General features: G+C 64.0%; 21 protein-coding genes. 12 read left to right on the top strand and 9 right to left on the bottom strand.

The window, feature by feature from the left end:
• Positions 1 to 174: 174 nt before the first annotated feature.
• The 4 genes from ACETK3_RS14630 to ACETK3_RS14615 all read right to left on the bottom strand — a co-directional run bounded on the left by ACETK3_RS14630 (position 175) and on the right by ACETK3_RS14615 (position 6,323).
• Positions 175 to 771, bottom strand: a complete 597-nt coding sequence (locus tag ACETK3_RS14630; protein ID WP_236800352.1) for a hypothetical protein — start codon at positions 769 to 771, stop codon at positions 175 to 177.
• Positions 772 to 1,195: 424 nt separating this feature from the next.
• Positions 1,196 to 2,368 (bottom strand): glycosyltransferase, encoded by a 1,173-nt coding sequence (locus tag ACETK3_RS14625; RefSeq protein ID WP_373993116.1) that lies wholly within the window; start codon positions 2,366 to 2,368, stop codon positions 1,196 to 1,198.
• A 90-nt stretch (positions 2,369 to 2,458) separates the two neighbouring features.
• Positions 2,459 to 4,117: a polysaccharide biosynthesis tyrosine autokinase gene (locus tag ACETK3_RS14620; RefSeq protein ID WP_237429300.1), complete on the bottom strand. Its 1,659-nt coding sequence runs from the start codon at positions 4,115 to 4,117 to the stop codon at positions 2,459 to 2,461.
• A 193-nt stretch (positions 4,118 to 4,310) separates the two neighbouring features.
• Entirely contained in the window at positions 4,311 to 6,323 is a 2,013-nt protein-coding gene (locus tag ACETK3_RS14615) for a hypothetical protein (protein WP_373993115.1), read from the bottom strand.
• Between the two features lie 440 nt (positions 6,324 to 6,763).
• Here ACETK3_RS14615 and rpsF point away from each other — a divergent pair, with 440 nt between their 5' ends.
• The 6 genes from rpsF to ACETK3_RS14585 all read left to right on the top strand — a co-directional run bounded on the left by rpsF (position 6,764) and on the right by ACETK3_RS14585 (position 10,254).
• Positions 6,764 to 7,069: a 30S ribosomal protein S6 gene (gene rpsF, locus ACETK3_RS14610; RefSeq protein ID WP_013602900.1), complete on the top strand. Its 306-nt coding sequence runs from the start codon at positions 6,764 to 6,766 to the stop codon at positions 7,067 to 7,069.
• A 70-nt stretch (positions 7,070 to 7,139) separates the two neighbouring features.
• Positions 7,140 to 7,715, top strand: coding sequence for a single-stranded DNA-binding protein (locus ACETK3_RS14605; protein ID WP_141158852.1), 576 nt, complete (start codon positions 7,140 to 7,142; stop codon positions 7,713 to 7,715).
• A 126-nt stretch (positions 7,716 to 7,841) separates the two neighbouring features.
• Positions 7,842 to 8,081 (top strand): 30S ribosomal protein S18, encoded by a 240-nt coding sequence (rpsR, locus tag ACETK3_RS14600; protein ID WP_003800144.1) that lies wholly within the window; start codon positions 7,842 to 7,844, stop codon positions 8,079 to 8,081.
• 17 nt (positions 8,082 to 8,098) lie between these two features.
• Positions 8,099 to 8,551, top strand: a complete 453-nt coding sequence (gene rplI / locus ACETK3_RS14595; RefSeq protein WP_018769834.1) for a 50S ribosomal protein L9 — start codon at positions 8,099 to 8,101, stop codon at positions 8,549 to 8,551.
• A gap of 80 nt (positions 8,552 to 8,631) precedes the next feature.
• Positions 8,632 to 9,480, top strand: a complete 849-nt coding sequence (locus tag ACETK3_RS14590) for a PhzF family phenazine biosynthesis protein (RefSeq protein WP_373993114.1) — start codon at positions 8,632 to 8,634, stop codon at positions 9,478 to 9,480.
• Between the two features lie 147 nt (positions 9,481 to 9,627).
• A complete protein-coding gene (locus ACETK3_RS14585; protein ID WP_237430569.1) occupies positions 9,628 to 10,254 on the top strand; it encodes an FMN reductase in 627 nt (208 codons plus the stop codon).
• An 11-nt stretch (positions 10,255 to 10,265) separates the two neighbouring features.
• On the opposite strand, the gene ACETK3_RS14580 is transcribed toward ACETK3_RS14585, so the two are convergent.
• Positions 10,266 to 10,841 carry a hypothetical protein gene (locus tag ACETK3_RS14580; RefSeq protein WP_373993113.1) on the bottom strand — a complete coding sequence of 192 codons (576 nt, stop codon included), beginning with the start codon at positions 10,839 to 10,841 and terminating at the stop codon, positions 10,266 to 10,268.
• 755 nt (positions 10,842 to 11,596) lie between these two features.
• On the opposite strand from ACETK3_RS14580, the gene dnaB reads away from it, so the two are divergent.
• Positions 11,597 to 12,982, top strand: coding sequence for a replicative DNA helicase (gene dnaB, locus ACETK3_RS14575; RefSeq protein ID WP_236800347.1), 1,386 nt, complete (start codon positions 11,597 to 11,599; stop codon positions 12,980 to 12,982).
• On the opposite strand, the gene ACETK3_RS14570 is transcribed toward dnaB, so the two are convergent.
• Positions 12,979 to 13,953, bottom strand: coding sequence for an acyl-CoA thioesterase (locus ACETK3_RS14570; protein WP_373993112.1), 975 nt, complete (start codon positions 13,951 to 13,953; stop codon positions 12,979 to 12,981). The two genes, dnaB and ACETK3_RS14570, sit on opposite strands and share 4 nt — an antisense overlap.
• Positions 13,954 to 14,089: 136 nt before the next feature.
• Complete coding sequence (locus ACETK3_RS14565) at positions 14,090 to 14,524, bottom strand: DoxX family protein (protein ID WP_236800345.1); 435 nt, start codon at positions 14,522 to 14,524, stop codon at positions 14,090 to 14,092.
• A gap of 108 nt (positions 14,525 to 14,632) precedes the next feature.
• Here ACETK3_RS14565 and ACETK3_RS14560 point away from each other — a divergent pair, with 108 nt between their 5' ends.
• The 3 genes from ACETK3_RS14560 (at position 14,633) to ACETK3_RS14550 (ending at position 17,090) form a co-directional block, all read left to right on the top strand.
• Positions 14,633 to 15,985, top strand: a complete 1,353-nt coding sequence (locus ACETK3_RS14560; RefSeq protein ID WP_373993111.1) for an MATE family efflux transporter — start codon at positions 14,633 to 14,635, stop codon at positions 15,983 to 15,985.
• A 46-nt stretch (positions 15,986 to 16,031) separates the two neighbouring features.
• A complete protein-coding gene (locus ACETK3_RS14555) occupies positions 16,032 to 16,622 on the top strand; it encodes a hypothetical protein (RefSeq protein ID WP_373993110.1) in 591 nt (196 codons plus the stop codon).
• A 96-nt stretch (positions 16,623 to 16,718) separates the two neighbouring features.
• Positions 16,719 to 17,090: a hypothetical protein gene (locus ACETK3_RS14550; RefSeq protein ID WP_236820874.1), complete on the top strand. Its 372-nt coding sequence runs from the start codon at positions 16,719 to 16,721 to the stop codon at positions 17,088 to 17,090.
• On the opposite strand, the gene ACETK3_RS14545 is transcribed toward ACETK3_RS14550, so the two are convergent.
• Positions 17,087 to 17,632, bottom strand: coding sequence for a CGNR zinc finger domain-containing protein (locus ACETK3_RS14545; RefSeq protein ID WP_236800341.1), 546 nt, complete (start codon positions 17,630 to 17,632; stop codon positions 17,087 to 17,089). The genes ACETK3_RS14550 and ACETK3_RS14545 overlap by 4 nt on opposite strands.
• Before the next feature lie 71 nt (positions 17,633 to 17,703).
• Between ACETK3_RS14545 and ACETK3_RS14540 the strand changes: the two genes are divergently transcribed.
• The gene (locus ACETK3_RS14540) at positions 17,704 to 18,729 is read left to right on the top strand and encodes a DMT family transporter (protein ID WP_236800340.1); all 1,026 of its coding nucleotides are present in this window, start codon (positions 17,704 to 17,706) and stop codon (positions 18,727 to 18,729) included.
• 99 nt (positions 18,730 to 18,828) lie between these two features.
• Here ACETK3_RS14540 and ACETK3_RS14535 read toward each other — a convergent pair whose 3' ends face one another.
• Positions 18,829 to 19,092 (bottom strand): WXG100 family type VII secretion target, encoded by a 264-nt coding sequence (locus tag ACETK3_RS14535; protein ID WP_043448478.1) that lies wholly within the window; start codon positions 19,090 to 19,092, stop codon positions 18,829 to 18,831.
• A gap of 211 nt (positions 19,093 to 19,303) precedes the next feature.
• Between ACETK3_RS14535 and ACETK3_RS14530 the strand changes: the two genes are divergently transcribed.
• Entirely contained in the window at positions 19,304 to 19,477 is a 174-nt protein-coding gene (locus ACETK3_RS14530; protein ID WP_373993109.1) for a DUF2277 family protein, read from the top strand.
• The last annotated feature ends 67 nt before the right edge of the window (positions 19,478 to 19,544 follow it).

The following is a 19,544-nucleotide window of genomic DNA, read 5'->3' as shown; positions in this document are numbered from 1 at the left end:
TGCGTCCGACGGGCACCTCCGGACGTTGTCGCTGCCGCCTAAACCCCACTCAAACATAGGCCGCCCCAGCATTGCTGCTGGTCGGGCTCCCTTCCAACCATGGAAATGCTCCCCGAAAGTCAACACTGATTCCTCAGTCCGGCCTTCGGGGAGCAAGTCCATGCGTCCCCGGTCTTATCGCTCTGGCAAGATCCAATTTCGGTACAGGGCAGCCCAGTCTCTGGAGGCATCCGCATGGAAGAGCTTGCCTGCGAGTGCTGCTTCAGTCCTGCCCTGGCCCACGGCATGTTCGATCGCACCGATCCAGCCGGCAATTGATGTATCCCGCTGTTCGCCTGATTCCGTCACCAGCAGCCTGGACTGCGGTCCATAGAGTCCCCGGAGGCTGGTACCAGCACGTCCAACGATAGGAACGGCCTGTTCCAGCGCACGGATAGCGATGCCGCTCTGATAGAAGCGCTTGTAAGGGATGATAATTGCGTCACTGGTGGCAATCAGCTCATCAAGCTCGCCTTCACTAACAAAGCGCGCGTCCACAGTCCAGCCGTTGACGGCGGGCCAACCACGGCCAACTATTTCAAGGTTGTACTTTGGCGTGAGCCTGGTGGCCAATTCCTCAAGCAGGGCCACGTCCCTGTCGGGCTTGTACTGCCCAAGTACGCGGACAGTTGGCCTTCCGGTGCCACCGGTACGCCCTTGTACCGCATCACCCACTGGAAGCATGGGATGCGGCAACAGGATCATCCCGGGGGCCAGGCCCAGGTCGCCCATGGCCTCCGCCGCCTCCTGGCTGTGCACAAGGGCTCCCGGCCGCTTCTTCAGTTGCCCCACAAGTCGGGCAACCAGGGGACTGCTGCCAACAGACCGGACCAGCGGGCGCGGATCGTGGTAGACGATGATCCCGGAGTTGCCGCAGGTGATTTTGACAGTAAGGAAGTCCAGGAAACCGAGTACAGGCCACGTTAGAAGAACGCGGGCCGGTCCAGGGCTTCGGCGTGCCAGGCGACCCGCCGAACGGAGGGCCCCCGAATAGGCAATAAGCCAACGAAGCCGCCCCTTTCCGGATTGCGACGGTTCCGGGACCGAAATCAGCTCTGTCTCCGCCCCGGCGTCCTGCAGATGGCCGCACAGGGCTGAGGTGTAATGCTCCAGCGCAACGCCAAGCGGGTTGACGACGACGAGTCGCGCAGTGCCGTTAGCGAAGGGTAGCCCGGAGATTGCCGGCGCTGTCGACGTCATTGCTTTGTTCCCCCTTCCTTTCCGCCGTTTTCTCTGCACCCATGGCCGCTTGCATGGCGCGTTCGTAGCGCTGGCACACGTCGGTCCAGTCGTACTGGGCAGCTGCCCGTTCCCTGTTGGCCTCCCTGGCCTTCGCCCGCTCGTCGTCATCCTTCAGCATGCGTTCTACCGCCCGCTTGATGGCCAGTGGTTCCGGAGGCACCAGATACTCGTCCGACCCCAGGACTTCCGCGTTATAGGGGGTGTTGCGGGCGACAACGGGTGCCCCGCATGCCATCGCTTGAACGAGGGCAGGATTTGTTCCGCCGACACTGTGGCCGTGGAAGTAAGCGCCGGCATGCTCCCACAGGGAAAGGAGTTTTTTGTCGTCGCTGAGGTGGCCGAGCCAGTCGACATTTGGATGCTCACTCAAGCGGCGGGCAGCTTCGTCCAAGTCACCGCCGTATCCGGTGGATCCAACAATCACCACCTTGTGCTGCTCGGCAAGGAGCTCGGCCGCTTCGAAGAACTCAGATACGGTGTTTTCGGGAACGAACCGGGCGACCATGAGCACATATCCATCGTGCTCATATCCCGGGACCACATCGCTCCGGGCGGGGATCCGTCCGCCATAGGGGATGAAAACACTGTCGCGGCCGAACTCTTCCCTCCACCGGCGCTGGATTTCCAGCGAGTCACTCACAAGGATGGTGCCGTACCGGGCTGTCATCCGCGCCCCAAGCTTGAAGACGGATTTGGCAATCCGGTTCCACTTGGCACGTTCCCATTCAATGCCGTCAACGTTCACAACACTCGGTATTCCGCGAAGCCTAAGCAGGGGAAGGAAGAAACCATTCGCCACGTTCATCACCAGGGCAACCCGGGGCTTGTGCAGCAACGAATGGAGGACCGAGGACAACCCGAACGAAAGGGTGCTGAGTGATTTACTCTCAAGCCCCCACGTTCTCGTGGTCCGCACGCGTGGGTCGCGGGCCTCGTCGTCGTCCTTTGTTTGGCCTGCCCGGCAGTAGACGTTTACATCCCAGCCGCTTTCTGCGAGGAATGGCGCCAGATGGCGGACGGCAGTCTCGAAACCGCCGTAATAACTCGGGTAGCCACGGGTCCCGATAACAACTACAGACTTGGACATTCGTTCTCCTCTGGGAGCGTGAAACCAGTACCCACAGATCCGCGGGCGGGTGACGGCAGGGCCATGAAGGTAAAGCGGAGAGCCAGCCGCCTAGGATGAGGGGACGCTTCTCCGTGCTTTCTCATTACCACCGGCCAAGGGAACAGCAGCGGGGCGCGGCGTTGTCCTGGTTTCATGCGCGTTGGACCGGTCACGGGGAATCGGAAGGCGTTCGGCCTCCGGTTCAGGCGTGTAGTACGTATACCCGTCAAACTCCTTGGCAGGCAGGCCGTTGATGAGCGTTCCCAGGACGCTTGCATTGACCTTCCGAAGGTTTCCGAGGGCCTTCCGCAACTGGTCGGTGGTTGTCCGGCCCGCCCTGACAACGACGATTGCTCCATGCGCGATGCGGCTCAGGAGTACGGCGTCCGTTACCGGGAGCAGCGGGGGAGCGTCGATGATGACAATTGCCCGTTCCGCCAAGGAATCAATGAGGTGCTTCATGGCGTGGGAGCTGAGCAGTTCGCTGGGGTTGGGTGGAATCCGGCCGGCCCCCAAAATCGACAGGTTTGGCAAGTCACCGCGCTGTTGAAGGACCTCATCGACTTCAGCTTTGCCAGTGAGGATGTCGGTGACACCTACGCCGGGAACCACGCCGAAAATCTTGGCGACGCTAGGGTGCCTCAAGTCTCCATCGACGACTACCACCTTTTCCCCAGCTGCCGCCATCGTCGCGGCCAAATTGGCAGCAACGGTGGATTTACCCTCACCACTGACGGAGCTTGATACGACGATAATTCGCGGCGGGTTATCAACGTCGAGGAAGGCCAGGTTGGTGCGCAGTTCACGGAGTGATTCAGCGAATGCGGGGCTATGACCGGCTCCACCCTGCTTTACTGTTGCTCCTACGGCACCGGTGTGATCTCCCTTCAGCTTGGCCTCCACGGGAAGGGCCGCGATCACGGGCAGGGACGAAAGGCGCTCGACGTCGTCGGCAGTACGCAGCCGGCGGTCAAGGTGATTCCGGAGGAGTGCGGAGGAATAAGCCAGGAGAAGACCTCCGGCGAGACCGAAGATGGTAGCCAACGCCAGCCCTGGAGAAGCAGGGGCGGTGGGGACAGTGGCTGCGTCGAGCGGAATCAGGGAGAGCCGCGGGATGGCGGGTGCAGCCGGCTGCCCGGAGGCAGCGGCGGCCTCCCTGTCACGGACCTGCTTGGCCAGTTCGGTGATCCACGCGTCCGCAACTTTTTGGGCTGTTGCCGGATCATCGGACTCGGCTTTGACATAGATTTCAGCCGACTCAAGCGGGACGGTGACCGTGACGTCCTTCAGCAGGTCATCGCTGGCCTGGGACAACCCCAAAGAGGCACGCACGTTGTCGGCCACCAAACGGGATTCTGCCAGCGACTTATAGTTCTTGGCCCTTGCCTTGGCCAACGTGTCACCCTGCAGCAGGGTGCTCACATTGTCGGTTCCCACTGCAAGTACCACCGCAGAAGCCTCCGCGGCGTAGACGCGCGGTTGGAGCGCACTCCACGCCATGACTGCAAGCGTGATGCCAAGGGTTACGGCTGTGATCGACTTCCAGTAAGTGCGGGCTACCCGTACGTAGTCCCTCAATCCCATTCCGGCAGCCTTTTCATCGCTGCCGCCAATCTCCTGATAACTCAAGACTTCGATCCCTTCTGTGGGTTGAAGCGCCGGATAGGCAGCTTCGGCAAAGGGGCCCGGGAAGTCCGGGTCTCTGCGTGTGACCACTTCTGCTGCCATGGATGCCCCTTTTCCGGCTGTTGCCTGTGTCGTTGCTTGACGAAATGGCGTGAAGCAACGCTATGGCGCCTGGGGCCGCCGTGGTCCTTGTGGCCAGGGCGGCTGCGGACACCCGGGGCCAGAAATGTGGATACTGCGGGTACCTGCGGGGTTGCCTGGAGCGCCAGGCAACCCTGAAGGTGCTGGTGGGGAGCTAGCTTGCCGGCTTCAGGGCAGCTTGCCAGGCCCCAGCGGCCTTATTGGCTGAGAACGTCCAGGTGCTGGTGCCGCTGGCTCCCGCAGATGGCTGGACCCTGTCGGCTTCCTCGGTAATCTGGCCGCCTGCCGCTTCCCAGCGTTCGGACCAGCCTGTGGGAGCCGTAATCGCCGGCGTGCCACTGTCGTATCCCGCTCCACCAATGAGCATGGCACCGCTGCTGGCAGTCGTAATGCTTGGGACCGTGATGCTGGTTCCGGACGATACCTGGGTTGCCGCGTTGGCATCCAGAGGAGTGGTGGTGTTAACTCCCCGGTAAGCGGTGATTCCCCCGCCCCACTTCACAGCCGGATTCGTGGTCCATGAGTATGAGGTACCGTCGGCAGTTCCCACGACGTGGTAGTAAGCGAACACTTCTGCACCCGACCAGACGCGCAGTCCATTCACAATGGGTGTCCACCCGGCGGGCACCGAGCTGATCGAAGGGTTCAGGTCTGCTGTAAAGGACGCCACCAGGACATCTCCCGCCGCTGCGCCGGACGGTTTGGGCAGCGTAACGGTGGCTGCCGTGCCGGAGTAGCTGCTTGCCGTACCCACCACTGTGATGCTCCCCGTCGGCGTTGGCGTCGGCGTGGGGGTCGGCGTAGGAGTTGGTGTAGGCGTTGGGCTGGGTGAAGGGGTTGTTCCCAGGGGCCGGTCCGAGTACCAGTACCGCTTTGTGGCGTTATTGCTGGCCATGACCACCACACCCGTAGTTGCGTTGACGCTTTGCTTGGTGGTGGTGACGTCATTCATGTTGGCAGAAGCGCCGTCCTGGATAACCGGGGTTCCCCGGCCGGTGCCAAAGACCGGGTTGTCCATGGAGGCGGTCTTTTCGTAGATACTTCCCGGAATGCCGGAGTAGGCACAGCCTGATACTGAGGTGGACGGGCCGGTGTAAAAGGCCCTGACCAGGTTGTTGGTGGTGTCCAGCAGGATCTGGGGGCGCGTGACGCAGTCGGCAATGGTGGCAATAGTGGACCGGGTGAAGGAACCCGTCCCGGGCCGGAATACCAGGAGCTGCAACTCCGGCAGTGTGGGGTCTGACGACGTGTCGTTCAAGCTCGTTTTTACGGCTGCATACACGCGTCCTGCTGAATCTGCCATGAGTGCTTTCAGGTTCAGGTGGTCATCCGCCTGGCCTTTGCCCTGGACAGCCGGCTGGAAGTTCCAGGAGGATGCAGCGGTGGTCGATGTCCCGTCCGTGCGGGTGGCCCAATAAACGGCATTCGAAAGGTGGTCACTCCACATCACGCCGATCTTGTTGCTCCCGAAAGCGACCACGGCCGAGATGTCATCCGGCGCGGGATTCGGATCGGCTACAGGAAGGACGAACGGCGTGCCCCAACTCGTTCCCCCTGGAGTGGACGAATTGACGTAGACGCTGCTTGTGTAGCCGCTCGTGGAGCTCCCGGAGACTTGGGTCCACGTAGCCCAGATGGCACCGGTGGTGTCTTTGTCGATTGTCATCGACTCACTGCTGTTGTTCGTGATGGTGGTGGGGAATCCGCTGTCGAGGGTGTATTTGCCGGCCGAGTAGCTGTACCTGTACAACTTGGCCGGCTGTCCGGATACGGAAGGTTGCGTGCTTGAGTCTCCTGACACCGTCACCACATGGGAAGCGATGTACAACTTGTTTCCGTCCCACAGCGTGTCCGCCAGCGTATTGCCGCGGCTATCGTTGAGGACGCCGGTGTCCACCCATGTTTTTGAGGTCCGGTCCAGCCGGAAGATATGCCACCCGCTACCTGTGGTCCACATGTCTGCCCACCAGGTACCGTCGTTCCACCACAGCTTGCTTTGCGGCTTGTCAGCGGTGGGAGGGTTGCTCACTCCTGAATAGCTGATGCTTTGGTAGCCATAATTCTCGGCGGCCCGGGCACTGTCGATTCCGGCGATAAGCGTTAATAACAGGGCGACTGCCAGGGCCAGGGAGGAAGCAACGGAGGCAGGCGTTTTAGCTCTGGACATCTTGGGGTTTTCCTTAGGCGCAGGTTCATGGACATTTCCCTTGGCACCCCAGCCGTGCCGGACATTCGCGGGCGAACGTCGAGATTAGGGACAACGTAGTCCGCGCCTTCCAGATGGGGCAATGGGGTCTTTGCCGGCCGCATTTGATAGGGAGATGCGGGGATTCAGCCACTCTTCGCGGAGCTCCAGCAAGACGGAAGTCCCGGCCTTCCTGCCTCCTGTTTTCCACATAGCCCGTCCGGCTGCTGCCGGGCTGCAGCAGCATCCGGCTAGCCTTGAGTCAAGCGCGAATCGCCTATCGGGTCCATATGCACTAAGATATTGAAGTCTGTGCTGCGTCCTGCCCCCGTTCCGGTGGCAAGGCATTGCACGGAATCGCAAATGAACCTCCTGTTACGGAAATGCCGTAACCGCTTAGCCCAAAGGAGGTGGGTTCACATATGCGTCCTTACGAATTGATGGTAATCATCGACCCCGAGGTCGAAGAGCGTACCGTTGAGCCGTCGCTTCAGAAGTTCCTGAACGTCATCACCAACGATGGTGGAACCATCGAAAAGGTTGACATCTGGGGCCGTCGTCGTCTGGCTTACGAGATCAAGAAGAAGTCCGAAGGTATCTACGCCGTGGTGAACTTCACCGCCAAGCCGGAGACCGCCAAGGAACTTGACCGCCAGCTGTCTCTTAACGAGACCATCATGCGCACCAAGATCACCCGCCCCGAAGAGCAGAAGGTTGTTGCTGAGTAATTCAGCCGGCTTCATTCTTCACCCCGCAGGAAACGCACTCTTCACCCAGGATCGAACAAGGAGGCAGTAGATGGCAGGCGAGACCACCATTACGGTCATCGGTAACCTCACCAATGACCCGGAATTGCGGTTCACACCGTCCGGTTCGGCAGTAGCGAACTTCACCATCGCTTCCACCCCCCGCACCTTTGATCGCCAGTCCAACGAGTGGAAGGACGGGGAGACCCTGTTCCTCCGCGCCGCTGTGTGGCGTGAAGCAGCCGAGAACGTTGCCGAGTCCCTGACAAAGGGAATGCGCGTCATCGTGACCGGCCGCCTGAAGAGCCGCTCCTACGAAACAAAAGAAGGCGAAAAGCGCACCGTTATCGAGCTTGAGGTCGATGAAATCGGCCCCAGCCTGCGCTACGCCAACGCCAAGGTCAACCGCACCCAGCGCTCCGGCGGACAGGGTGGCGGCGGCTTCGGCGGTGGCAACAGCGGCGGTGGCTTCGGCGGCGGCAACTCTGGTGGAAACCAGGGCGGCAACTCCGGCGGAGGCTGGGGCGGCGGCAACCAGCAGGCTGCGCAGGACGATCCCTGGGCCACGCCCGGTGTGTCCAACGCAGGCGGCTGGGGCAACGGCCCCGATTCCGAACCTCCCTTCTAAAACCCAAACAACGGCCCGGCGCCGGGACTGCCTGGGTGCACAACGCACCCAAAGCAGCTGCCGCCGTCGGACCACCACCATCCCGTGGATCAATATCCACGGGCTCCCTAGAATAGGAGCTCCACGATGGCTAAGGCTGAACTCCGTAAGCCCAAACCAAAGTCCAACCCCTTGAAGGCCGCTGACATCACTGTCATCGACTACAAGGACGTAGCATTGCTGCGCAAGTTCATCTCCGACCGCGGCAAGATCCGCGCCCGTCGCGTCACTGGCGTCACGGTGCAGGAACAGCGCAAGATCGCCCAGGCAATCAAGAACGCCCGCGAAGTTGCTCTGCTGCCTTACTCGGGCGCTGGCCGCGGCTAAGGAAGGGATTAACTAACATGGCAAAGCTCATTCTGACCCACGAAGTAACCGGTCTCGGTGCTGCTGGCGATGTTGTCGAGGTCAAGGACGGTTACGCACGTAACTACCTGCTGCCCCGCAACTTCGCCCTGACCTGGTCCAAGGGTGGCGAGAAGCAGGTTGAGTCCATCAAGGCTGCCCGCGCCGCCCGCGAGCACGCTTCCTTGGAAGATGCTCAGAAGCAGGCCGCTGCTCTGTCCGCCAAGCCGGTCAAGCTGGTCGTCAAGGCCGGCGAGTCCGGCCGCCTGTTTGGCACCGTCAAGCAGGGCGATGTCGCCGACGCTGTTGAGGCCGCTGGCCTTGGCAAGATCGACAAGCGCAAGGTTGAACTGCCCGCACACATCAAGTCGGTTGGTTCCTACCAGGCCAACGTCCGCCTCCACGCTGACGTTGCCGCTGTGATCGAACTCGACGTGGTGGCAGGAAAGTAATTTCCCACCCCACGTCAGGACCCCCGTCGCCGGATTCCGGCGGCGGGGGTCTTTCGCTTTGGCGGTGGTAGCCTGCTCCGGTGAACCCGACACCGCGCAGCCGTCCTTTCCACCAGGTGGATGTATTCGCCAGCCAGCCCTACCGCGGCAACCCGCTCGCCGTCGTCCTTGATGCCCAGGGCCTGGATGCCGCGGCCATGCAGCACTTCGCCAACTGGACCAACCTTTCGGAAACCACCTTCCTGCTGCCGCCCGAGGATCCCCGGGCTGATTACAAGGTCCGGATCTTCACGGGCTCTGAGGAGTTCCCGTTCGCGGGCCACCCCACGCTGGGCTCGGCCCATACCTGGCTGGAAGCCGGGGGCGTACCCAAGGCGGACGGCTACGTGGTGCAGGAGTGCGCTGCCGGGCTGGTCCGGGTAAGGCTCGACGGCGGGAGGCTGGCCTTCGCGGCACCACCCCTGACGCGCTTCGGCCCCGTGGAAGCGCCGGTCCGCCGGCAGTTGGCGGCAGCACTGCGATTGCGCGTGGATGATGTCCTCGACGCGGCCTGGCTGGTGAACGGTCCGGAATGGATCGGCGTCCTGCTGGGGTCGGCAGAACAGGTGCTGGCCCTGGAACCGGACCAAGCTGCCATGGGCGACCTCAAGGTTGGCGTAATCGGGCCCCACGCACCGGGCGCCGGTACCGACTTTGAGGTCCGCACGTTCCTGCCGGGTGACGCCATGGTGGAGGACCCGGTCACGGGCAGTTTGAATGCTGGAGCCGCTCAGTGGCTGATTGGAAGCGGGCGCGCGCCGGAGCAATACCTGGCTTCGCAGGGGACCGTCCTGGGCCGGGCGGGGCGGATCCATGTCGGCGCCGGGGACGGGGAGATCTGGGTGGGCGGCGATTCCACCACCTGCATCAAAGGGAGCGTTCTGCTCTAAGCCGGGGCTCCGGCCGGGTCTGGTTGCGTACTAAATGCCTTGATCCGGGCGCCCGATACTCCGGGAATACTTCCGTGCTGCCCGCAGTTCATTGGTATAGATGCAAACGCATGTAGAATCAGAATGAACGAGCACCAGGAGAACGCCATGGAAACCCGCCGCATCACCGTCCTTTCTGCCGGGCTCGGCGTACCCTCATCCAGCCGGCTGCTGGCAGACCAGCTCGCCGCAGCCGCCGAGCGGCAGCTAAAGGCAGGCGGCTATGACGTGGCAGTGGATGTTGTGGAACTCCGCGACCTGGCCGTGGACATCGCCAACAACTTCGTTACCGGTTACGCCGCACCACGCTTGGCGGAAGTTATTGCCGGAGTGGAGGCGTCGGACGGAATCATCGCGGTCTCCCCGGTCTTCAGCGCCTCCTACAGCGGGCTTTTCAAGTCCTTCATCGATGTCCTGGACCCGAAGTCACTGGACGGCAAGGCAGTCCTGCTGGGCGCTACCGGCGGCACGGACCGGCACCAGATGGTGCTGGACTATGCCCTGAGGCCGCTCTTCAGCTACCTCCGCACGCGCATGGCTGCAACCGGCGTCTTTGCGGGGCCCCAGGACTGGGGAACCGCAGAAGAGGGTGGTGGATCACTCGCGGACCGCATCGAGCGCGCGGCGGGTGAGTTCACCCGGCTGCTTGAGGGGCCGCAGCCGGGCCGGAAGCCCGCTCCGCTGGAGTCCCTGCCGTTCGAGCAGCTGCTGGCGGGTATCGCAGGGCCCCGCTAGTCCTCCACCTGCTAGTCGTCCAGCAGCGCGATGAACTCCCGTGCCTGGGTGAGGGAGATGTCGGAGTGGCGGGTCAATGCGTTGGCCGCCGCCTCCGTGTCGCCGCTCCGGGCCAGGGTACGGATCCTGCCGTAAATCTCATCGTTGAGCATGTTGCTGCTCACCTCGCGCGTGACGTCGCCCTTGCTGGCGATGGCCCGGTAGCGGTAGGGGAACCGCTGCGGCTCGTCGTCGTCGTCGTCCTCCTCCTGGACGGACTGTGGCGGCTCGTGGCGCCGATAAGGCTGGGGGTGGGCCGCCAGGGCGCCTACGGCGTCGCGTGAGGCCCTCAGCCCCTCTCCGGTGATCTCGTAATACAGTTTGATGGCGGCCATGGCCTGGCCCTGCGCGATCAATGCGTAAAGCCGCCGGTGTTCCTCTTCCGACAACCGGTCCGCCGCTGCCCTGGCCAGCTCCTGTGATGTGGCGGCAGGTTGCGCCGGTGTGGAAGGGTGTGCGGCCTTGCGCTTTCGGCTGGCGCGGTACGCCACCGTCACCCCCGCAACCACCGCGAGCAGGATAAGGACCGGGACCACAAGGGATTCCATTTTCACGAGCCGTTCTGTGTACTTCCTGGCCCTCGCCAGGTGCGGTTGCTTTGCTGGCCATCAGCCCAGCCATTGCCTGCTGCCGGGTGTGCGGCTGCATGTGCTGGCTACCAAGAATCTTAATCCAGATACTGGTTATCCACAGCAATATTCACCGGTGCGCATACAGCCCGGGGTCCTGCCCGTCAAACTCCCCAAGCGGAATATGAGCAAGCCCACGGCATTGTCCTGCCTGACTGTGGAGCCACCCTCCTGCCCGCTCCCCGGCGCCGCGCCCCCAAGGGGCCTGTGGATGAAATTCCCCGGAAGAAATATTTACTCCACATGCCATTGGATGCGTTTCCGCAGGTCAGAGCGCTGCGGGAGGGTAAAAAACTTTTATATCCACAGGCTTCCCCACAGGCTGTGCACAAGCTATGCCGCTTACTGCACAGGTTATCCACAACCTTGCGGGCATGCTGGCTTTGCTGCCGGGACCCCGGCGGTTAGCGTAGCGGGGTACCTGTTCTTCGCGGCCGAAACAGGGCCTCTCCTGCTTCGGCGCGGGACCCAGTCGGCCGCTTCCCACGTGTAGCTGTGGAAAAGCTGTGGATACTGGGGATAACTCCAGGCGGGGGCTGTTAGGGAACGCTTGCGGCGCTCAATTGTCAGAGCCCGAGGGTAGAACTGGACACGTAGCGGGAGCCGGATTGCCGGAGGCCGCGAGCAGGACGGAACACCGGACGCACGCCCGGTACAAATGGAGGACGGCAGCTTTGTCAATCGCGCATCTGGACCCTGTCGAGGCAACCCGTGGATCGGACGCCAGCAGGAAGCCCCCGCAGGACATCGCTGCCGAACAGTCCGTACTGGGCGGCATGATGCTTTCCAAGGACGCGATCGCCGATGTTGTGGAGATCCTCCGCGGCCAGGACTTTTACCGGCCCGCCCATGAGACCATCTACGAAGCCATCATCGACCTGTACGGCCGCGGCGAACCCGCGGATGCTGTCACCGTCTCGGACGAGTTGACCAAGCGCGCTGAAATCAACAGGATCGGTGGCCCCGCCTACCTGCACGAGCTGATCCAGACCGTCCCCACTGCTGCCAATGCCGGCTACTATGCCGAGATCGTGGCCGAACGTGCGGTGCTCCGCCGGTTGGTGAACGCCGGCACCAAGATCGTGCAGTTGGGCTACGGTTCGGACGGCGAGGTAGAGGACCTGGTCAACCAGGCGCAGGCAGAGGTTTATGCCGTAGCCGAGCGCCGCACCGCAGAGGACTATGTGGTGCTGAAGGACGTCATGGAGTCTACGGTGGACGAGATCGAGGCCTCGGGCCACCGCGGTGAAGGGATGGTTGGCGTCCCCACCGGTTTCTACGAACTCGACGAACTGACCCATGGACTCCACCCGGGCCAGATGATCGTCATCGCTGCCCGCCCCGCCGTCGGCAAGTCGACCTTCGCCCTGGACTTCGCCCGTTCCGCAGCCATCAAGCACAACCTGGCCACTGTCATGTTCTCCCTGGAAATGGGCCGGAACGAGATCGCCATGCGCCTGCTGTCGGCCGAGGCCACCATCAGCCTCCAGGATCTCCGCAAGGGAACCATCAAGGACGAGCAGTGGTCCAAGATCGCTACCACCATGGGACGTATGAACGAGGCGCCGCTGTTCATTGACGACAGCCCCAACATGTCCCTGATGGAGATCCGCGCCAAGTGCCGCCGCCTTAAGCAGCAGCACGACCTCAAGCTCGTGGTCCTGGACTACCTCCAGCTCATGAGCTCGGGCAAGAAGGTGGAGTCCCGCCAGCAGGAAGTCTCGGAGTTCTCACGTGCACTGAAGCTTTTGGCCAAAGAACTCCAGGTCCCCGTGATCGCGCTGTCCCAGCTGAACCGTGGATCGGAACAGCGCCAGGACAAGCGGCCCATGGTCTCGGACCTCCGTGAGTCCGGCTCCATCGAGCAGGACGCCGACATGGTCATCCTGCTCCACCGCGAGGACGTCTACGACAAGGAGTCCCCACGCGCGGGCGAGGCCGACATCCTGGTGGCCAAGCACCGTAATGGTCCCACCAAGGACATCGTGGTGGCGTTCCAGGGCCATTACTCACGGTTCGCCAACATGGCCGGCGACGCCGGTGGCGGCGGTGGCTTCTAGGAGCCCTGCGCCAGCAGATGGTTGGGCAGCCGGTTCCCGGGCGCCGTACCCCGGATCTCCAGGAGTTCGCGGGCGTGGGCGTGGAGCCGTTTGTCTTCGTCGCTGACCGGCACCCAGGCGGGGACGGGCACTGACGTGCCTTCGTCGTCGCGCGCCACCATAACGGTGAGGCAGTAGGTGGTGAGGTTCAGCTCCCTGCCCTTGGGATCGCCGGAGCGGACGTGGACGGCGATGTGCATGCCCTTGGTCCCGGTGTACACCAGCCGGGCTTCCACCTCCACCACATGGCCGATGAGCAGCGGGCGGTAGAAGCGCACGCCCCCGGAGAACACCGCCACGGTGTCCCGGCCGCAGTAGCGTGAGGCACAGACGTAGGCGGCCTCGTCGATCCACTTCATGACGATGCCGCCGTGGACCTTGCCGCCCCAGTTCACGTCGGTGGGGGCCGCCATGAACCGCAGCGTCACCCGTTCGGCCGTGCCGGAGTCGGTATATTCCTGCCGGTTCATGGCTTCCACGATCTGCTCGCGGACCTTGATCCTGGCCAGCGCATGGTCGCGCTGCTCGATCTCCTCCGGAGTGACGGGCTCGAACTGCTGTACCGGAACGGGCTTGCCGTCCGCTCCCACGGCCACGAAGATCACCATGCACGTGCTGCGCATCGTGGCCGGACCGCCCTTCGGGTCGCCCGAGGAGACAACGGTACGGATGTGCATGGATGACCGCCCGGTGTAGACGATGGTGGCCTCCACCTCCACCATGTCCCCGCTGTTGACCGGATCGGCGAAGTGGATGTTGCCCACGTAGGCGGTCACGCAGTAGGACTTGGCCCATCCCACCGCTGCGGCATACGCCGCCTTGTCCACCCATTCAAGGACCGTGCCGGCATCCACCGATCCGCTGTGGCCCACGTCGGTGGGGGCGGCGAGGAAGCGGAGGGTCACGGAGTTGGGGCAGCCGGTCTCAGTCATGGTGCGATCTTACTGACGGCCCTGGTTACCGGCCGGTTGGGACCGCAACAAACTGCCCCCCGCATTAACCACAGCGGCGGCTACGCACCTGGGTGCGCAGCCGCCGTCCGGCAGTGGTGCTTCCGTTCAGGCCGGACTAGGCCAGGGCCGCAAGTTTGGAGTTGCTGCGGGCGAACAGCGCGCGGTCTATGGAGAAGCGGCCGGCACCGGTGAGGGCCAGCGCGAACGATGCCGCGGCCAGGAGCAGGACAAGCTCATACCCTCCGTTTGCGGCAAAGATGCCTGCAGGGGCATGAACCAGGAAGAGGGCGCCGAGCATGTCCAGGACAAGGAGTGCGGCCACCACGCGGGTGAGGATGCCCAGGATCAAGGCAACCCCGCCGGCCAGTTCAAGGACGGCGATGGAGGGAGCCATGAGTTCTGCGGCGGGAACGCCCATTTTGGCGAAGGAAGCCTGGGTGCCGGCAATGGTCCATTCGTTGAACTTCTGCCATCCATGGGCTGCGAAGAGGAAGCCGAGGATCAGGCGGAGGGCGGTGAGGGCTGCGGTGGTCAATCGTGGCTGGGTCATGGCTCCACCCTTCCGGACAATTGGTTGAACTGTCAACTAAAGGTGGGGAGGTGTGGTGTTTCTCATGCCCGTCCGCGTCCTGTCGGTGCACCCGGTTAGGCTGTCACCGTGCCCCAAAAATCCGCCCCGGCAACCACGGCCGCCACCCGCGGTCCGGCCCGGGAGATACTCCGCCTCGCCGTCCCTGCCTTCGGGGCGCTGGTGGCCGAACCCCTCTTCCTGCTGGCGGACTCCGCCATCGTGGGGCATCTGGGTGTTGCCCAGCTGGCGGGGGTGGGGCTGGCCTCGGCCGTGCTGCAGACCGCCGTCGGGCTCATGGTCTTCCTGGCGTACTCCACCACTCCGGCTGTTGCCCGCGCCATTGGTGACGGGCAGTTGGGCAAGGCCCTGGCGGCAGGGCGCGACGGCGTATGGCTGGCGTTGATCCTGGGCGTGCTCCTCGCCGTGGCCGGCTTTGGCGCCGCAGAGCCGCTGATTGACCTCCTGGGCGCCGAGGGCAGCGTCCGGACCTTCGCCGTCGACTACTTCCGTTGGTCCATGCCCGGGCTTGTGGCCATGCTGTTGATCTTCGCCGGCACCGGCGTGCTGCGCGGACTGCAGGACACCCGTACCCCGCTGGTGGTGGCCACCGCTGGATTTGGCGTCAACATCGTCCTGAACCTCTGGCTTGTCTACGGACTTGGCTTGTCCGTGGTGGGCTCCGCGGTGGGGACCAGCCTTGCCCAATGGGCCATGGCACTGGTCTACCTGGTGATGGTCCGCCGGAACGCGGTCCGGCACGGCGTAACGCTGCTGCCCAGCTGGCGGGGAATCCGCAGCATGACCCGGGTGGGGTCCTGGCTCATGCTGCGCACACTCAGCCTGCGCGCCGCGATCCTGGCCACCGTGCTGGTTGCCACCGCCCAAGGCGAGGTGAATCTCGCAGCCCACCAGCTGGCCATGACCATCTTTTCCTTCCTGGCGTTCGCGCTGGATGCCCTGGCCATCGCTGCCCAGGCGCTTATTGGAAAGGAGCTGGGCGCATCCAACGCGGCCAGGGCCCGGCTGCTGACCGGAACCATGATCCGCTGGGGCGCTGGCTTCGGCGTGGTAACCGGCCTGCTGCTGGCCGCGGCGGCACCATGGGCCGGGGCGCTGTTTACCCCTGACCACCAGGTGCAGCAGGTGCTTACCGTGGCACTCTGGGTCCTGGCCGCGGGGCAGCCCATCGCCGGTTACGTCTTTGTCCTGGATGGTGTGCTGATCGGTGCGGGGGACGCGCGCTACCTCGCCCTCGCGGGACTGGTAAACCTACTGGTCTACGTGCCTCTGCTGGCATGGGTTGCGCTGTCCGGCGCCCATGGCGCCTCCGGGCTCGGCTGGCTCTGGGTGGCCTTCGCGCTGGGGTACATGGCGGCGCGCGCAGTCACCCTGGGCCTGCGTTCGCGCTCCGACCGCTGGATGGTGCTCGGCTCCGCCTGAGGCGGTCCCGGTTAGACCTCCCAGCCGCCGCCACTAAACTGGACCGGTGACGCAACCATCCACCCCCGCGGGCGCTGCTCCCGGAACCGCCCCCCGTAACGACCTCTGGAAGCCGGTCCTGCTCCGTTCGGCTGCTGCGCTGGTGTTTGGCGCCGTGACGGTCTTCTGGACTTCTCCTTCCGTCGAGGTCATGGGCTGGGCCGGGGGACTCTACCTCCTGGCCGCAGGGGTGGTATCCCTGCGGACCGTCCCCGCAGCGGGCTTCGCCCAGAACTCTGCCCCCGGCAAGCTGCTCTCCGCCGGCGGCGCAGTCCTGGCCGGGGCCGGCTTTGCCGTACTGCTCCTGCACAGCGACCTGTTGTTCGGCGTGGTCGCCGCCCTGGGGCTGGGCGTGGCCGGCATCCTCGAGCTCGCCTGCGGCCTGCAGCACAAGGGCCGCCACGTACTCGCAAGGGACTGGATTGCCTCGGGGGTCATCAGCATCGGAACGGCGGTGCTGCTGCCGTTCTTCATCAACCTTGGCGCCCACGCGCTGCTGGGTGTAGCCGGTGGCGGAGCCATTATCTCCGGCGTCCTGTGGGTACTTTCCGGGCTGACCCTGCGGCACGATGCCCGCGCCGGGGCAGGAAGGCCGTAAACTAGGGGGAGCGCCTTCTACTTTCTGTAGAAAATGGGTGCGACACCGCAAACGTAAACCAGGCCGGCCGCGCGCCGCCTGCAGGGAGGAATCACTGTGGCTGACCAGCATCAAGGAAAACCGCGCAAGCTGCGGACCTCGGTGAAGGGTCCCCTGATGTTCTCCGCATTCTGGGCCGTCGTCGCCTTCGTTGCGGTGCTGATCTTCGCCTCCGGGGGGAGCGCACGCGCACCCCGCTTCGACCTCGCTTTCACCGCAGCCGGCATCGCCTTTATCGCCACCCTGGTGGTCGCCGCGATGCTGTCCATGAGCTACAAGGAGAACGCGGAACACCTGGGCAAGGGCTCGGGCGTGAACTTGAGCTCCGCGCCCAAAGCCCCCCACGGAGGCTCCAGCCACGGCTTTGGTGCTCCCGGCAGCCAGAACCCGCCGGTCCCCGGCGAAGATACGGACGGCACGCCCCGCTAACCTGCCGCGGCCTGCCTGGCGCGGTAGGCGGCAACATGGGCCCGGTTGGCGCAGTTGCCCGTATCGCAGTACCGCTTGGACCGGTTGCGGCTCAGGTCCAGCACGCCGGCGTCGCAGTCCTCCGACTCGCAGATGCGCAGCCGGTCCATTTCCTTGCTGCGGATGACGTCAGCCAGGGCCATGGCTGCCTCAGTGCTCATCCGGTCCGCCAGCGGCGCCTCCGGTGCAGTGGCATGCAGGTGCCAGTCCCACCCGTCGTGCTTCATCAGCTGGGGCAGGGCATTCGCGTCACGCAGCAGCCGGTTGACCGTGGCTACGGCGGCGTCCTCATCCGCCGTCCATACGGCGGCCAGTTCGCGGCGCAGCTTCAGCACGCTCTGCAGTTCCGCGGCATCCCGGGTCCGGGCTCCGGAAAATCCTTCCGCGTCCAGGAAGCTGTCCAGGTCGGCAACGGAGGCCAGTCCTTCGCGGCCGTTTGCGGAGGTGTTGATGAGGTTCACCACCGTGCGCAGCGCCACCTCCGTGTCAGGGGCGAAAACCATGTTGACTCCTTACAGCGCCGAAGCGTAGTGTCATGAGCATTACCCCACTTTACTCCTGACAGGAGGCGACGTTGCCTGCCGCCAACAAGCACCACCCCACTTCGGAACTGCCCGCCACGCGGACCGGCTTCCTTGCGTCCGGGCTCGGCATCGCGTTGTTCTCCTCGGCCGTCTTCGGCCTGTCCGGATCATTTGCCAAGTCGCTGCTGGAGACCGGATGGTCCCCGGGCGCGGCCGTCACCGCCCGCCTCACAGGCGCTGCCCTGATCCTCGCCCTGCCCGCAGTGTCCGCATTGAGGGGCCGCTGGCACCAGTTGCTGGACAACTGGCTCACTATCGTGCTGTTCGGCCTCATCGGCGTGGCGGCCTGCCAGTTGTTCTACTTCAATGCAGTGGCACGCCTGTCCGTCGGAGTCGCGCTCCTGCTGGAGTATCTGGCCCCGGTCATCATCGTCCTTTGGCTCTGGGCCGCCAGCCGCCGTCGCCCACGGGTGTTGACCGCCGGCGGGACGCTGCTGTCCCTGGCCGGACTGGTGCTGGTCCTGGACCTCACCGGCGCCGTGAAGGTGGATCTGGTCGGCGTCCTCTGGGGCATGGCTGCCGCGGTTTGCCTGGCCATCTACTTCTTCATCACGGCCAAGGAAAACGACACCCTGCCGCCTATCGTGCTGGCTTCCGGCGGACTCATGGTGGGTGCTGCAGTCATGTGGCTTGCGGCCGCCACGGGACTGCTGCCGATGGCCTTCACCACCGCGGACACCAAACTGGGACCGTGGACCACGCCCTGGTGGGTGTCGCTTGCGGGGCTGGTGGTGCTGGCAACCGTGCTGGCCTACACCTCGGGCATCATGGCGGCAAGGGCGCTCGGCTCCAAGGTGGCATCCTTCGTGTCCCTCACCGAGGTCCTTTTTGCCGTGCTGTGGGCATGGCTGCTGCTCGGTGAACTTCCGGGCCCTGTCCAGCTCCTGGGCGGCGTCCTCATTGTCGGCGGCGTTATCCTGGTCAGGCTCGACGAGCTGCGCGCATCCGGGGCCGGCAACGGCAGGCTGCCGGCCTCACCGCTGGAACACGCGAACGACGTCGAACCAGTCCCTTAACCGCGCCCGCCGCCGTCGTACGCAGAAAAAGTGGTATGCCAACAAAAAGGGCAGGGACACCGCGTGGTGTCCCTGCCCCGCCAGTATGTGGCGGTAAGCCTAGTGAGAGGCCTGGCTCTGCTCTTCGGCGTTGCGCTTGGCCTGCGCGCCGGCTTCCTTCAGTGCCTCGGCAACCTTGGTGAGCATGGCGGTGTGCGTACCGGACCACTCGTTGCGGAACTTGGTGGCGTCCGGGCCTTCCCAGTTGGTGCTGCTCAGAACCTTGGTGAGAGTGGACTTCTGCGTCTCGATCTCGGACGCCCCTGCCTGAAGCTTGCTGCCGAGCTGGCGAAGCTGCTCAACGTCTGCACCCCAAATAGCCATCAGTTTCTCCTTGTTAGGTCGTGGATCCGAACCAGATCGGCATCCCCAGCGGCCCCCCGGCTCATCCGGAAGATCCATTGCCTAAAACCTATCCCGGCCCCCAAACAGTGTCGATGGGCAGCCCTGCCCATGCCGGGCTCCCCATGGACGCCGGGTGGAGACCATGAAAAAGGGGTCGATCCCAGGCGTTGGAAGAGCCTAGCATGGCGTTATGTGCCGGAATATCCGAACCCTCCACAACTTCGAGCCGCACGCCACGTCTGTTAGCGGCCATGAAAAACTGCCCATAGGCGGCCACGAAAGTGCCCGCTGGCGGCCAGCAGAACTGCCGGCCGGTGGCCATGAGATCTGCCCACTTCCTTACTTGTTCCTGCCGCGTCTTTAAGCGGTGGGGGCCTCTCCCTGCGGTTTGATGACGGTGTCTAAGCGCACCAAAAGCGAACCAGGAAGAG

The organism is Arthrobacter sp. E44 (assembly GCF_041877125.1).
In the GTDB taxonomy this organism is placed as follows: Bacteria; Actinomycetota; Actinomycetes; order Actinomycetales; family Micrococcaceae; genus Arthrobacter.
Note: the sequence above shows the minus strand (reverse complement) of the source record. Positions and strands in the feature narration are given on the sequence as shown.